The sequence below is a fragment of the Rhizobium leguminosarum bv. viciae genome, from assembly GCF_012276115.1.
Classification (GTDB): Bacteria; Pseudomonadota; Alphaproteobacteria; order Rhizobiales; family Rhizobiaceae; genus Rhizobium; species Rhizobium leguminosarum_T.
In genome coordinates, this window is sequence record NZ_WIEU01000029.1 from 35,798 (window position 1) to 50,232 (window position 14,435).

Genomic DNA, 14,435 nt, shown 5'->3' on the forward strand with positions numbered 1-14,435 from the left:
GGCCCCATGGCGATCGATTTCGTCATCCGCAATGCCCGTATGGCCGGCTTGACCGAGCCGACCGACATCGCCTTCGAGGCAGGCCGCGTCGCGGCAATCGCACCTCGCTTCGTCTGCGACGCGCCGCACCATGATGCCGGAGGGAAATTCGCCTGCGCCGGCCTGATCGAGACCCATATCCACCTCGACAAGGCCGGTATCATCAGCCGCTGCAATCTCTGCACCGGGACACTTGTGGAGGCCGTCAGCGAAACCTCTCGAGCCAAGGCCGCCTTCACCGAAGAAGATGTCTATGCCCGCGCTGCCGCGGTCATCGAAAAGGCGATCCTCCACGGCACGACCCGCCTGCGCACCTTCGTCGAGATCGACCCGCGCGCCGGCTTCCGCTCCTTTGAGGCGATCCGAAAATTGAAGGCCGACCATACCAGCCTCATCGACATCGAAATCTGCGCATTCGCGCAGGAAGGTCTGACGAATGACCCCGGCACTGAGGAGATGCTCGAACAGGCGATGAAAATGGGTGCCGATCTGGTGGGCGGCTGCCCCTACACCGATCCGAAGCCCGTCGAACACATCCGCCGCATCTTCGACCTCGCCGTGCGCCACGACGTCGCTGTCGATTTCCACCTCGATTTCGACCTCGACCCCGCAGGCTCCAATCTCCCTGTCGTCATCGCCGAGACCGTCGCGCGCCGGTACCAAGGGCGCGTCTCGGTCGGCCATGTTACCAAGCTCTCTGCTTTGCCGCCGGAAGAACTGGAGCCGATCGGCCGCCGTCTCGCCGAGGCCGGCATCGCATTGACTGTCCTGCCGGCCACCGATCTCTTCCTGACCGGTCGGAGTTCGACCCATCTCGTCCCGCGCGGCGTGACACCCGCTCACCGGTTGGCAGGGCTCGGCGTCGTCACGACCATCTCCACCAACAATGTCCTGAATCCGTTCACGCCCTTCGGCGACGTCAACCTGATGCGCATGGCCAATCTCTACGCCAACGTCGCCCAGATCGGCACCGCTGATGGCTTCGACTGTGTCTTCGCCATGATCACGACACAGGCTGCCACCCTCCTGGGAAGAAAGGCTTACGGCATTGCGATCGGCAGCGCGGCAGATATCGTCCTCTTCGACGCCCCCTCGGCTGCCGATGCCGTCGCGACAATCGCGCCGGCGAGCGCCGGGTGGAAAAATGGTCGCCGGAGCTTCCTTCGCCCGCGGCCACGGCTTTTCCTGGACCCAGGCTAGGCACCACATACGCTTTGCGCTAGGCGGGCAGTCTCCTCCAGCAGCCGTCGAGACCTGCCTGCAACTTCCGCAGATTGATTGGGCCCTATCGGCAGCGGTCCGGCGGTTGATGCATTCCTTAATGTCGCCTTTCCAGTAGGGCCGGCCGCCCTCATCCCAACGAGCGATGGCGCCGACCAATGCGACCGTGCCCGACTTCGAAGCGATTGCTGATCAAATGCATGGTCGTCGGTTCAGATCCCCTCAACTGCCCGGACCTCGAATGACGAGCTCTGAATCCTGCTTCCATCAAGAGCTGCAACATCTCTGCTTTCTCTCCGCAGCGGACATTAGGCACATATTGATTAGACGCTGCTGGCGGACGCTTATCTCAGGCATGGTTCATATCGCGCCGCTCTCGAACAAGCCTTCCAACAAGGCTCCGCTGAACCTCTCTTATTCTGGGCACAGTCCAAAGGCGGAAAGATATGGTGCCGCCACGCGCTGGCTCTACCTGAACACCCAGAGAAGGTTTATTAGGAAATTGAAGACGAAGGCCGTGCCGATGCCGAAAAGCTTTGCCCACAAGGGCGGGAGCCCGACCTGCTGCACGAGGATCAACGTCACGCAGACATTGATCGAGAGGCCGAGCAGCGCGCCGGTCAGGAACAGTGAAGCGCGCTTGCGGCTTATTGCCTGATTGAAGACATAGCGGCTGGTGACGCTGTAGTTGACGGCGGCCGCAATCAGCCAGCTTAATGTCGCCGAAAGGCCGAGGGGCACGCCAAACGCCAACAGGCCACGAAACACCGCGAGGTCGACGACCGCAGCCAGACCTCCGGTGAACACATAGCGGATAGCCTTTGACAAGATCATCCGGACGCTTCCTCTGCCCGCAGCGCTGCGAACACCGGGTCCGAATAGGTCGAAAAGGTCAGCCAGCCCTCCCGCGCCCCGTCGGAGCGAATGAGCGGCAGGACACCGGCGCGGCGCGCCGCAAGGCCATCCCGCTCGGGCCTGTCGCCTATCAGAACGGTTTGCGCGGGGCCGACACCGGCGCGCTGCATCAGCATCTGCAGGCCGCGCGGATGAGGTTTCAGGATGCCGACACCGGGGTCGCTTGCGGCCAATACGTAGTCGGCCGACAATGTCATCCTCTGCAGCTTCTCGTCGGCAGGATAATCAGAATAGATCCCGATCGCCTTGTTCTGCCGTCTGAGCCCGGCAAACAATTCCACCAGCCCATCATACCTGCAGGATGCGATATAGGCGAGCGGACGGCGCCCGATCCATTCGCTGACGACAGCCTCGATCTTTTCGGCTGGCTGGCCGGTTCGCGCGACGATTCGCGCCATCAGGCTCGTCTGAAAATCGTCGATCTCCTCCTCGCCGATAGCTTCACGGAGGAAACGATATGCGCGTAGCACACGCAGATTGATCAGGCTGCCTCTCGCCACCGCATCAGCAAGCAACTCGCCGGCCATCCGAAGGCGCAGCCTCCGCTGGTTGTATAGCGTTCCGTCGACGTCGAAGACGACAAATCGGATAGTGCCCCAGTCGACATTGCTCGCGATCATTGGACGGTGATGTAGTGCTGCTCGGTCAGAGTCACGAGAAGCGGAATGTCGACGAATGTGGTGAAGATGAAGGCCGCCAGCAGGGCCGCGACGATCGCGATCAGGCCGGGCTCGCGGAACAGCGTTTCCGGTTTCTGCGCCGTAGAGCCCGGTTTCGTCGCCATCACGAAATAGGCCGTGAATAGGGCAACGACGAAGGGCAGGACGAGCATGTACTCGATGCGATACTTGACCAGGAAGACGGACAGAAAGGCAATCGAAAACAGTGAATAGGCAATGCAGGAGGCGGTCAGCGAGACCTGCGTATACTGGGCGAAACTCGCCCGGTAGCGCGACAGCAGATCCTTGCCATGCGACGCGACGATCTCGTCATATTCCGACAAGCGCTTTGCCGCCATAAGGAACGCGCCGCCGAACCAGTATGCCAGAATGATCGATCCCGGCGGGAGGCTCGTTGGGTCGATCATCGACCAGCCGATCACCAGGCGGATCGGATTATTGATCGATTCTGAGATGACGTCGAGATAGACCTTGTCCTTGCTTCTGATCGGATCGAGATTGTAGACGATTCCCTGAATCGCAAACAGGCAGGCGACGAAGAACAGAAGCTTGCTCGAGAGGATGGCGCAGCCGAGGCCGACGATGAGCAACACGGTCCATTCGAGCTGAACCAGCCTGCCGTTCATCGCGCTTTGCACGGCGGACCGCTGCGATTTCGTCGGATGATGTCGGTCAAACTCGCGGTCGAACCACTCGTTAATGCAGTAGTTCGCGGATGCGATGCAGAGCGCGGTCACAAATCCGAGCAGGATTGAGGACGCCAGGTCGTCGGTTCTGACCCCCCGCAGAAGATAGGCGAGGACGATGCCGGGAACGATGAAGACATGCTTCGTACTGTGATCGAGCCGTGCAATGGCGATATAGTCGCGCAAGCCCGCTCGGCCTGATGCGGTCACCCTGCGGTCACCCAAGCTTGTGTTCATGCCGGACGCCTCCTTCATCCTCAGACGGTCTATTTCCGATCACCGTCCAACAGATACACATCATAGGTTTCGAAATAATTCGCAGGGTCGAATTCGGCGAGCAGCGTCGTCGTCGACAGGAAATCGTCTATCTGCTGGCGCGAGGCATGGAAGGTCCAGTTGTAATCCTTCCGATAAATCTGCTCCGGATCTATTCTCTTCAGCTTGTGCTGCATCAGGATTACCACTGGAGACCTGGGCGCGCAGGTCCTGGCTGGTTTTCAGCGTCTCTCCAAGATCCCCGTCGAACTGAGCCTCCTTGGTGAAGCGGACGTAGGTCAGAATATGTGCTCGCGAGTCAGATATATTGGATTGTCGATGTAGTATGGCAGGGTTTCGGCGAGATATTCCGGTTCGGCAACGATGGTTGCCTTGGCGGGTTCAGGCCGCGAGCGGATGAGCATCTGTGTTTGGTGTCAAGGTGGAGTTGGGGTCCAAATCCGGTTTTTAGTGACGAGCGCCGTCCCAGTACAACATTGAGAATGCGGCCCAATGCGTCCGTGTCGATGCCACTGTCCACCCGGACACGACGGCCCGACCCAGCGCAATGGTCACATCGCTGCGCTTCCGGCAAGAACGTGATGGGGCGGGTGGCTTCAAGGGCATCGGCTGGGCTGTCGATGCGGTCTCGGACACGATCACAGGCACCAATGTGCCCGCCGCCGATGTCGACGACTCATCAACTCGGCAAAGCTCCTTGCGCCAACGGAAGAGCTGGCTGACATGGATGCCGGCCGCACGAGCAATCTCGGAAGCACCGCCCCTGGTACAAGGCAGGCTGCAACCAACCGTTCCCTATCTTCGCGAGACCAGCGCCGGCGCCGCTCGACAGACATGATCATTTCAATCGGATGCTTGGTCATAGGACTATCCCTAGTGTTTGGACTAGGACTTCCGATGTTCGCTATCACCTCGCAAGACGGCCCTCATCGGCAACTTACGTATGCTCTTATGACGCGTTCGACGAAACGGCGACGCGACATCAGCTGAGGAAGATCGGATAGGCGCTGCGCGCGCAAAACGCCCTGCGGTGGTACACTCAATCATCGGCAAACCTATAGCTCGCGATGTTGAGCAGCCGAAGGTAATTGAAGTCACTGGTCAGTACAATGTTATCCGCCTCTGGGATTTGACATTCGGGCATCGCGCGAGAGCCCGCAGAGCAAGATCGGCGATGATTCGCTCGCCTGCTGATACACAGCGTCAAAATTCCTCACTTAAATCCTAGCTCATCCGGCTCCGAAGGAGCTCAACTTCTCCAGAAGCGCCTCCGAAATCTCGAACTGGCGTGCTGTTCCACGACCCATCGAATTCTTGATGATCGTCTCGTCCAACATCCCGCGTCTCACCAGAAGATCCACCGTCTCCTTGACGCCGCTGCGCGTCAGAGCCGTAATTTCCATAATGCTGGAAAGCGTTAGCTTCTGATGCGCCTGGTTCATGCTGTAGAGGATCGTCATCATGCCGACCTGCTTCAACCTTGCCTGAGGCGTCTCGTCTTCGAGTGGATGATCGAGGATTTCGTGCAGGATGAGACCTGAGAAAGCCAGATTACGCCATTGGGTTGTGAGTGCTCTTGTCATGCTCTTTTACTGTGTTATATAAATCAGTATAAACGCCTTTACGGGCAAGCCGCCTCTTTCGCAATAGGATGTCCTCTGGAGGGTCGTACTCATGAAAAACCTTCTGCTCAACGCGGTCGTTGCCGCCTGCTGCATATTGCCACCCTACCTTACTTCACCTGGCCAGGCGCAAGCAAATGAATGGGGCTGCGAGGTTATCCTGTGCCTTTCCAACCCTGGAGGTGCGACGCAGTTCGCGGCATGCCGGCCCCCGATCCAGAAGCTGTGGCGGGAGCTTGCCGAGGGACATTCGTTCCCGACATGCAGCGGCGTCGGCTTCCGCAGTTCGCGCCCGGGCTATGAGCCCTATTACTGCGAAGCGGGTTACCGGTTGGAAAGCGATTATGGTCCGCGCGGACAGGAAACTACCTGCGTGTCGACCTCCCTCCAGCCGGTAAGCGACGCATACTGCCCCAATGTTGGAGAAGACTACAATTTCAACGAGGATTCGGTGCGGTCACCACACTGGCAGCGGGAGGATGGGCGTCGCCAGTGCATGGGCTATTCGACGGCTCGCCCGAACGTGCGCCCGCAGCCCCACTACGTCGACGTCACCATCAACGGCGCGTCAACGCAGCGGGTCTGGTACTGAACGATGGCCGTCACTTTCGTGGATCTCGCGCTGAACTGCGCGCCCATGGTGGAGGTCAGAACGCTTGCCGCCGTCATCAGTCTCGAGAGCCGTTTCAAGCCCTTCGCCATTCGTATCAACAGTGGCCCGCCGCTTGAGCGTCAACCCGCGTCGAAAGCGGAAGCCATTGAGCTCGCGACCTCGCTTGCCGCTGATCATCAGGACATCCAGATCGGCCTTGGTGGTATCGGCATGGAAGAGTTGCGCAAGCTGAAGCTTTCGATTTCGGATGCGTTCGATCCCTGCCTGAACCTCAAGGCCACGGCTACTCTGCTCGACAGCTACTATCGCATCGCCTTGCGCGCCGGCGCCGATACGACGCAGGCCGAGAAGGTCATGCTCCAATCCTATTATGGCCGGAACGATCCCTCGGTCGGCGAGATGGTCAAATACGACGAGCAGGTCCGCCATGAAACGGTCCGCCTGTCTTCCAACCCGGCCTCTGTCGCCATCGGCGAACCGCGCGAAGACATCCCTCTTGATGAACCGGCAGACAGCCGAGCGGCGTCAGCAATCACAGAATCCAATCCGCAGCCCGACGAAGCCGCATCGTGGGACGTCTTCAATGCCCGGCGGCAGACCCAGGTTCTCGTGTTTCAGAATGAACGATCGGAGCAAAGTCAATGATCTCAACAGCAACCTTTCGCCCTGTCGCGGCTCGCGCGTTGATGGCAGTCGCCATTGTCGCCTGCCTGGCAGAACCGGCTTTTGCCCAGGCAGCCGGCGTTGAAACCGTCTTGCAGAACATCGTCGACATGCTGACCGGCAACATCGCCCGGCTTCTTGCCGTCATCGCGGTCATCATCATCTGCATCGCCTGGATGTTCGGCTACATGGATCTGCGCCGCGCCGGCTTCTGGATCATCGGCATCGGCGGGATTTTCGGGGCGACGGAACTCGTCAATACGATCGTCGGAAGCTGATGACATGCCGACAACTGCCGCCATCGAGGAAGACACCCTGTTCCTTGCCTGCACCCGCCCGGTGATGATCGCCGGTGTGACGATGGAAGCGATGGGCGTGAACGTCATGCTGACGACGATCCTTTACATCACGGCCGGATCGATCGCCTACGCACTGGTCGGCGTCGTCTTTCATTTCTTATTCCGGACGCTCGTCAAGCACGACCATAACATGTTCCGGATCCTGATTGCGTGGATCGACACCCGCGGCCGGTCCCGCAACACCGCCTATTGGGGCGGCGCCACGCTCTCGCCGCTGACGCTCATCCGGCACTATGACGAAAGGGATCTGAGCCTTGCATAGCATCGCAACGCTTCGCTCACGCGAACTCGGCCCCGAAACCTTCATTCCGCAGTCGCGCCATGTCGACGAGACAACGATTGCGCTCGAGTCCAGGGCGCTGATGGTGATCATCGCACTCGAAGGTGTATCCTTCGAGACCGCCGATGTCCTGGACTTGAACAGCCTGCACCGCGACCTCAATACGCTCTATCGGAACATCGCCGATGAGCGCTTGGCGCTCTGGGCACATGTCATTCGCCGTCGCGACAATGACTATCCGGAAGGGCAGTTCGCCAATCCTTTCTCGCAAGGGCTGAACTCAAAGTACCGCGAACGCATGATCGATGAGGATCTGTTTCGAAACGATCTCTACCTCTCGCTCGTCTGGCATCCGGGCCGGGATCGCGCCGAAAAAGCCGCCAACCTTGTTTCGCGCCTACGCAGGGCAGACCGCGCCGGCGTCGAAGTCGACGAGGATGCCCTGAAGCACCTGCAGACGTGGTGCGGTGGCGCTGGCAATCATCGCCTTCGTCGGCTTCGCGCTCTGGTCGATGAGTGGCCAGGATAAGCCCGCCGACGGGGTCCAGCCCGAACGCGTCGTCATCCGGCAGACATCCGATTTCGAGCCGGCGAAGGAGCCGGTCCAACCGGTCGCGACGCCGCCGGAAACGCTCCTGCCGACGCCCGGAATGCCCGAGCAGGCAGGCGAGGATGAGAAGCTTCTCGACGCTGCCCGCCGCGCTCCGGTCATCGCTTATGGTGGTGAAAAGTCTCCCCAGTCTCATCCCCGAGACCTGAATGCCAGCACCGATGCCGCGTCGAATTACGTTCCGTTCGGAAACAACCCGGGCGGTCTCGGTGCCCAGGCGGAAAACGAGGACCAGCGCTTCGATCGCATGCTGACGCCGACGCAGTTACAGGGCTCACGCGCCGGCACGCTTGGAAACCGCGATTTCATCGTTGCCATGGGAACCTCCATTCCTTGTGTCCTGGAGACGGCGCTGTCCTCCGACCAGCCTGGATTCACGAGCTGCGTCATCAACCGGGACGTCCTGTCGGATAACGGCCGCGTCGTGCTGATGGAAAAGGGCACACAGGTGGTCGGAGAATATCGCGGCGGACTTCGGCGTGGCCAGAAACGGCTGTTTGTCCTCTGGAGCCGGGCAAAGACGCCAAAAGGCGTGATCATCACCTTGGCGTCGCCGGCAACCGATGCCCTTGGACGTGCCGGTGTCGACGGCTACGTCGATACACATTGGTGGGAACGTTTCGGCAGCGCGATCCTGCTGTCGATCGTCGGCGACGCGACCTCCTATGTCAACAGCCAGCTGCAGGATAGCGATGTCGAGGCAGACAACACGACGAGCGCCGGCAAGCAGGCTGCGGCCATCGCCGTCGAGCAGTCGATCAACATTCCGCCGACCCTGTTGAAGCATCAAGGAGAGCTGGTCTCGATCTTCGTGGCGCGTGATCTCGATTTCTCTAGCGTCTATCGGCTTCGCGTGACGGAACCGGGCGATCGCATCTACGATCGGGCGGTTCTCGGCGACTTCAGTCCAGCGTCGACCCTGGTCACGAAATAGGTCCGCCCATGACGGAAGGAACCGACTCCGGTGTCGTGCGCGAGCTGCTTGCGCCTCTGGCGCCCTTTCTGCGCGACAAGTCCCTCTATGAGATCATCATCAACTGGCCAACTCAGGTGGTCACCGAGGGCATGGCCGGTTGGCAAACCCATGATCTGCCTGAGCTATCCTTCGACAAACTGATGCGTCTGGCGCGCGCTGTTGCCAGCTATTCCAACCAATCGATCGACGAAACACGGCCGATCCTCTCGGCGACATTGCCGGGCGATGAACGCATCCAGATCGTGATCCCGCCGGCGACGACGAAGGAAACCGTCAGCATCACCATCAGAAAGCCGTCGTCGGTGTCGCTGGGCCTCGACAGTCTTGATCAAGGCGGTCTCTTTGCCGAGGTGGCAAGGACGGAAGCGGAGGTCTCACCGGTGGACCGCAAGCTCCTGGAATTTTACCGAAATGGATCCTACCAGGCCTTTCTCCGAGAAGCGGTATACGCCCGCAAGAACATTATCATCTCGGGCGCGACCGGCTCTGGCAAGACGACGCTTTCGAAGGCATTGATCCGCTATATTCCATCGAGCGAGCGCATCATTTCCATCGAAGACACGCCAGAGCTGGTCATCCCGCAACCGAACCATGTCCGCCTCTTCTACTCCAAGGGTGGCCAGGGGCTGGCGAAAGTCGGGGCGAAGGATCTGCTCGAATCCTGCCTGCGCATGCGACCGGATCGCATCCTTCTGCAGGAGCTGCGCGACGGCACCGCTTTCTACTACATTCGCAATGTGAACTCAGGCCATCCGGGCTCGATCACCACCGTCCACGCCGACTCGGCCAAACTGGCATTCGAACAGCTGACATTGCTGGTGAAGGAGTCGGAGGGCGGAAGGGACCTGGAACGAGATGACATACGCGAGATGCTGAAGATCGCCATCGACGTCATCGTCCAGTGCAAACGCATCGATGGGCGGTTTCGGGTGACTGAAATCTACTATCAGGCCGCAGCGGGGACCAAGGTCGGTGATGTTGTTCGGGGGGTCGTCAGCGATGAAAGCGTTACGCCGAGCAGTCGGACGGGCCGCTTGAACGGATAGACAGGGCCTGCGGTTCGATTCGCTTCAAGGCAAACCATCGCAATCGCCACTCGATGGAGTTGCGAGAGTAGCCTCTATCTCCCTCCCAATCGATTGGCGGCAGAAGCCCGAAAGCATGTGGAACAAGGGGAAGGTCGCGGCGAACCAACATCCCGCCAGGTGCAGGGCGCAAAACTTGAGGGAGCGGGCTGGGAGAGAGGGAGAGGCGGGAAGGGCTTTCCGTGACGGGTTAGGAGGTTTGGAGAGAGGCTCCAGCCGGCCCGCCACGGAGAAATGAAATGGCCAAAGCCGTTCAGAAGATCACCCTGAACCGTTCGGAGGATATCCCCTTCGACAAGCTCGAACTCTCGCAGCAAAACGTCCGCAACGTCAAGGCGGGTGTTTCGATCGAGGATCTTGCCGACGATATCGCCCGTCGCAAGCTTCTGCAGAGCCTCAGCGTTCGCCCGATCCTCGGCGAAAACGGGGAGGAAACCGGCAGGTTTCATATTCCCGCCGGCGGCAGGCGATACCGCGCGCTCGAACTGCTGGTTTTGCAGAAGCGCATGGCGAAGACGGAACCTGTTCCCTGCATCGTCAAGCGTGGCGACGAGACCTCGGCCGAAGACGATTCTCTCGCTGAGAACGTCCAGCGTGTCGACCTTCACCCGCTCGACCAATACCGTGCCTTCCAGACGCTTCGCGAGCAGGGCCTGGGCGAGGAGGAAATCGCCGCTCGCTTCTTCGTCTCGGTCGCGACCGTCCGGCAGCGGCTGAGGCTCGCTTCCGTGTCGCCGCGGCTACTCGACCTCTACGCCAATGATGAGATGAAGCTCGAACAGATCATGGCTTTCTCGATCACCAACGACCATATCCGGCAGGAACAGGTCTGGGATACGCTCTCGCGTCAGCACGCCCAAGACCCGTATTATATTCGCAGGCTGCTGACGGAGACGGCGATCCGCGCAGGCGATCGCCGTGCCATCTATGCCGGCGTCAAGGCCTATGAAGCGGCCGGCGGCGTAGTGATGCGCGACCTCTTCGATGAGGACAATGGCGGCTGGCTGCAGGATCCGGTGCTGCTTGAGCAGCTCGGGGTCGAGAAGCTGAGGGCAGATGCCGAAGCGTTGAAAATGGAAGAAGGCTGGAAGTGGGTCGAAGCCGCTTTCGACTTCCCCTACGGCCACACGTCCGGTCTTCGTCGTTTCTATGGCGAGCAGCAGGAGTTCAGCGAGGAGGAGCTTACCCGTCGTGATACGCTGAAGGTCGAGTACGACAAGCTCGACGCGGACTATGCCGAAGCCGAAAGCTATTCTGAGGAGATCGAGCGCCGGCTTGAAGAACTGGGAAATGAGCTCGACCAACTCAATGACCGGCCTTATATCTTCGACCCGGACGAGGTTGCTCGCGGCGGCGCCTTCATCTCTCTTGCCGCCAACGGCGAGCTGAAGATCGAACGTGGCTTTATCCGGCCCGATGACGAGCCGCAGGTGAAAACAGAGGGTAACGATCCGGGGGATGCCGATGGCGATATCGGCGAGGCTGACGATGTTTCGTCTTCTGCCGACGACATCTCGGTGAACGGCAAGCCCGTCTCCGATGACCCGCTGGCGGAGGAGGACGACACCGTTCGGCCGCTCTCCGATCGCCTTGTCATGGATCTCACGGCGACCCGCACTGTGGCGCTGCGCAACGCGCTCGCCAATGATCCGGTCATCGCCTTCGTCGCGGTGCTGCACGCCTTCGTCCTGAAGATCTTTTATCTCTACGGCTCGGAATCATGTCTGGAGCTGACCCTGCAGAGTGCGAAGTTCAGCCAGTCGCAGGGCCTTGGCGACACGCTCTGGGCCAAGGAGATCGATCAGCGGCAGGAGGCATGGGGTCAGGATCTGCCGAAGAAGCCCGAGGAGCTCTGGGGCTATCTGGTCGCGCTCGACAGCGTCAGCCGGCAGGCGCTCTTCGCCCATTGCGCATCGCTCTCCGTCAACGTCGTGATCGAGCCGTGGAACAAGCGCACAAGCGCCATCGCCCATGCCGATCAGGTTGCTCGCTCGATCGGCTTCGACATGGTCACGGCCGGATGGGTGCCGACGGTCGACAATTATCTCGGCCGCGTCACCAAGGCGCATATCCTGCAAGCCGTGGGTGAAGCCAAGGGTGAGCAGTCGGCCCAGCTGATCGATCACCTGAAGAAGCAGGACATGGCCCGTGAGGCCGAGCGTCTGCTCGATGGCAGCGGCTGGCTCGCCGAGCCGTTGCGGACCATCGGCGAGGAGGCTGCTTCCCATGACGTTTCTCCTGCGGCTGATGAAGCCGGAGACGATCCCGTCGACGAGGCCAAGGTAGGCGACCTTCCAGCCTTTCCGGCCGACGCCGCCGATCTCTCCGATCAGCATCGGGACGCGCATGACGACGATGGTTACAGCCATCTCGACGCTGCCGAATAATCTCCGCAGTTGATCATCGTAGCCCGGCATCGTCGCCGGGCTCTCACCAATCCCACTTCAATCTCAACACCGCCCGGCCATCGCGCCGGGCTCTTTCGTTTCAGGAGACATCATAATGAACGCCACGCTTTCCATTTCCAGCCCGGTTTCATCCAGCTTCAAGGTCGATATTTCGCGCGGGCAACGCATTGGCCGCGTCTCGTCCGAATGGTTCTCGCGTCCCGACGACGAGCGATATCTGTCGCTTTCCGAGCTCCACCATGCGGTGAAGAGCCGAGCCGACCATGCTCGAGCGCGAACCGTCGAAAGTTCGGCGATCCGGGTCGAGGCGACACGCGACAACGTCGAGCGCCTCGAGCTGATCGTTCCCGGCGACCGGCAGCCGATCGCGCCGACGCACTGGAGCTATGGCCAGCTCTGCAGCTTAGTCGGAGCCCCGGCGACCTACATGCGTCAGGTTCCTGCGCCGCTTGCCGCCATCAATCTGCAGCATGGTCTTCTCAACCATCGGGCTGAACTGGTGAAGACTCTGGAAATGGATGACGGTCGCATCGAGCTTCGGGCCGTGACCGGCCCGGAATACGGCCGTATCTGGGACCACGAACTGGTGGCAGCTGTGATGAAGATTGCCGGCGATGGAACCGGCGACACGATTTGGAAGGTCCCCGGTCTCCTCGACTGGGCGAGCATGACCCACAATCCGTTTGTCGACATCAGCAAGGACACGACGACGCTCTTTGCCTCCGATCGCGATGTCTTCGTGTTCCTGGTCGACGATACCCACCCGATCGAGGCGGGACGTCTGCCCAACGGCGAGCCGGATCTGTTCTTCCGCGGCTTCTATGCGTGGAATTCCGAGGTTGGATCGAAGACTCTCGGCATCGCTTCCTTCTACCTCCGCGCAGTGTGCGCCAACCGCAATATTTGGGGCTCGGAAAACTTTGAGGAGATCACTATCCGCCATTCGAAGTTTGCGGCCGAGCGTTTCGCGCACGAGGCTGCGCCGGCGTTGACGAGCTTCGCCAATTCCTCGCCAGCGGCCTTCGTTGCCGGCATTCGGGCAGCCCGCGAACGGATCGTCGCCCGCAACGACGAGGATCGCCACACCTTCCTGCGCCAGCGCGGATTTTCCAAAAGCGAAACCGGCAGGATCATCGAGACGGTTCTCTCCGAAGAGGGCCGCCCGCCGGAATCGATCTTCGATTTTGTCCAGGGGATCACCGCGCTTGCGCGTGACAAGACCCATCAGGACACTCGGCTGGAACTCGAAGGCAAGGCGAAAAGGCTGCTCGAAAGCGCCTCCTAACAACCATGCGGCCGCCTGAGGCTGCAGTCTCATAATTTCTGGTTTCGACCATTTGTCCGGCCCCGTGCCGGACTCTCTTGTTTTTTGGAGAGGCGCTCGAATGGGAAACCTCGAAATTCGAGGTTTCCGTCTGCGCGAGCGCGAGATTGCGGAGAGAGGTAGAGGCGGGCCTAGCCGGCGCGCCCGATCGGAGGTGGGAGCGCGTGCTCCGGTGCCGGCGAAACTGTCCGCGCTCAGGAGAACCACAATGAAAACCACCAAGGCCTATCTCGTCGAACCGATGACCGGCACGATCCGTATGGTCGCCATTCCGGAGGAAAACCGCCTCGATAGCATCAGAACCCTGATCGGATGCGATCTCATCGACATGGTTCGTATCGACGATCAGCAGGCGATCGTCGTCGATGACAACGGTTTGGAGGAAACGCTGCCCAGCTTTACGCAGCTCGATGGCTACCCATCTCCTCTCGGCGGCATACTGCTTATCATCGGTACCGATGAGAATGGCGAGATCGTCGATGTGGCGAATGTAATCGACGAGGTTGCCGGACGGCTCACCATCGTCAGGCCGGTGTTTCATCCGGTCTTCGAAGCTTTGAACGGTCCCCGCATCTTTGGCACACGCTTGAGCGCTATGGAGGTGCGCCTCGAGCACCGGCGACCAACCGTTATCGATGAGGCGACCCACTGAGTTCATTGCACAATTCAGCTGGGGGC

The 14,435-nt window shown here is 60.3% G+C and carries 15 protein-coding genes and 2 pseudogenes; 12 read left to right on the forward strand and 5 right to left on the reverse strand.

What is annotated here, in order from left to right:
• Positions 1 to 6 precede the first annotated feature (6 nt).
• Positions 7 to 1,239 carry an amidohydrolase family protein gene (locus GFM02_RS31575; RefSeq protein WP_168323855.1) on the forward strand — a complete coding sequence of 411 codons (1,233 nt, stop codon included), beginning with the start codon at positions 7 to 9 and terminating at the stop codon, positions 1,237 to 1,239.
• Positions 1,240 to 1,728: 489 nt separating this feature from the next.
• Here the strand turns inward: GFM02_RS31575 and GFM02_RS31580 are convergent, their stop codons facing one another.
• The 4 genes from GFM02_RS31580 to GFM02_RS35315 are packed head-to-tail and all read right to left on the reverse strand — an operon-like array spanning position 1,729 to position 3,993.
• On the reverse strand, positions 1,729 to 2,094 hold the full coding sequence (locus tag GFM02_RS31580) for a GtrA family protein (protein WP_168323856.1): 366 nt from the start codon (positions 2,092 to 2,094) through the stop codon (positions 1,729 to 1,731).
• The gene (locus GFM02_RS31585) at positions 2,091 to 2,795 is read right to left on the reverse strand and encodes an HAD family hydrolase (RefSeq protein WP_077980774.1); all 705 of its coding nucleotides are present in this window, start codon (positions 2,793 to 2,795) and stop codon (positions 2,091 to 2,093) included. Before GFM02_RS31585 ends, GFM02_RS31580 begins: the two co-directional genes overlap by 4 nt.
• Positions 2,792 to 3,778 carry a UbiA family prenyltransferase gene (locus tag GFM02_RS31590; protein ID WP_168323857.1) on the reverse strand — a complete coding sequence of 329 codons (987 nt, stop codon included), beginning with the start codon at positions 3,776 to 3,778 and terminating at the stop codon, positions 2,792 to 2,794. Before GFM02_RS31590 ends, GFM02_RS31585 begins: the two co-directional genes overlap by 4 nt.
• A gap of 29 nt (positions 3,779 to 3,807) precedes the next feature.
• On the reverse strand, positions 3,808 to 3,993 hold the full coding sequence (locus GFM02_RS35315; protein ID WP_246792518.1) for a hypothetical protein: 186 nt from the start codon (positions 3,991 to 3,993) through the stop codon (positions 3,808 to 3,810).
• Positions 3,994 to 4,364: 371 nt separating this feature from the next.
• Between GFM02_RS35315 and GFM02_RS31600 the strand changes: the two genes are divergently transcribed.
• On the forward strand, positions 4,365 to 4,655 hold the full coding sequence (locus GFM02_RS31600) for a hypothetical protein (RefSeq protein WP_168323858.1): 291 nt from the start codon (positions 4,365 to 4,367) through the stop codon (positions 4,653 to 4,655).
• A gap of 391 nt (positions 4,656 to 5,046) precedes the next feature.
• Here the strand turns inward: GFM02_RS31600 and GFM02_RS31605 are convergent, their stop codons facing one another.
• On the reverse strand, positions 5,047 to 5,400 hold the full coding sequence (locus tag GFM02_RS31605; protein WP_168323859.1) for a MarR family transcriptional regulator: 354 nt from the start codon (positions 5,398 to 5,400) through the stop codon (positions 5,047 to 5,049).
• Between the two features lie 91 nt (positions 5,401 to 5,491).
• On the opposite strand from GFM02_RS31605, the gene GFM02_RS31610 reads away from it, so the two are divergent.
• The 10 genes and pseudogenes from GFM02_RS31610 (at position 5,492) to GFM02_RS31655 (ending at position 14,409) form a co-directional block, all read left to right on the forward strand.
• A complete protein-coding gene (locus GFM02_RS31610) occupies positions 5,492 to 6,031 on the forward strand; it encodes a hypothetical protein (RefSeq protein ID WP_168323860.1) in 540 nt (179 codons plus the stop codon).
• Positions 6,032 to 6,034: 3 nt separating this feature from the next.
• Positions 6,035 to 6,697: a lytic transglycosylase domain-containing protein gene (locus tag GFM02_RS31615; protein WP_168323861.1), complete on the forward strand. Its 663-nt coding sequence runs from the start codon at positions 6,035 to 6,037 to the stop codon at positions 6,695 to 6,697.
• Entirely contained in the window at positions 6,694 to 6,993 is a 300-nt protein-coding gene (locus GFM02_RS31620) for a TrbC/VirB2 family protein (protein WP_168323862.1), read from the forward strand. Before GFM02_RS31615 ends, GFM02_RS31620 begins: the two co-directional genes overlap by 4 nt.
• A gap of 4 nt (positions 6,994 to 6,997) precedes the next feature.
• On the forward strand, positions 6,998 to 7,336 hold the full coding sequence (locus GFM02_RS31625; RefSeq protein ID WP_168323863.1) for a type IV secretion system protein VirB3: 339 nt from the start codon (positions 6,998 to 7,000) through the stop codon (positions 7,334 to 7,336).
• Positions 7,329 to 7,811, forward strand: a pseudogene (locus tag GFM02_RS31630) (transporter); the annotation flags it as partial. The gene GFM02_RS31625 and the pseudogene GFM02_RS31630, both read left to right, overlap by 8 nt.
• Positions 7,810 to 8,898 (forward strand): annotated as a pseudogene (gene virB10 / locus GFM02_RS31635) (type IV secretion system protein VirB10); the annotation flags it as partial. The pseudogenes GFM02_RS31630 and virB10, both read left to right, overlap by 2 nt.
• An 8-nt stretch (positions 8,899 to 8,906) precedes the next feature.
• A complete protein-coding gene (gene virB11 / locus GFM02_RS31640; protein WP_168323864.1) occupies positions 8,907 to 9,986 on the forward strand; it encodes a P-type DNA transfer ATPase VirB11 in 1,080 nt (359 codons plus the stop codon).
• A gap of 278 nt (positions 9,987 to 10,264) precedes the next feature.
• Positions 10,265 to 12,412 carry a ParB/RepB/Spo0J family partition protein gene (locus GFM02_RS31645; protein WP_168323865.1) on the forward strand — a complete coding sequence of 716 codons (2,148 nt, stop codon included), beginning with the start codon at positions 10,265 to 10,267 and terminating at the stop codon, positions 12,410 to 12,412.
• Between the two features lie 115 nt (positions 12,413 to 12,527).
• Positions 12,528 to 13,718 carry a DUF932 domain-containing protein gene (locus GFM02_RS31650; protein ID WP_168323866.1) on the forward strand — a complete coding sequence of 397 codons (1,191 nt, stop codon included), beginning with the start codon at positions 12,528 to 12,530 and terminating at the stop codon, positions 13,716 to 13,718.
• Between the two features lie 247 nt (positions 13,719 to 13,965).
• Complete coding sequence (locus GFM02_RS31655; RefSeq protein ID WP_168323867.1) at positions 13,966 to 14,409, forward strand: DUF3846 domain-containing protein; 444 nt, start codon at positions 13,966 to 13,968, stop codon at positions 14,407 to 14,409.
• Positions 14,410 to 14,435 lie beyond the last annotated feature (26 nt).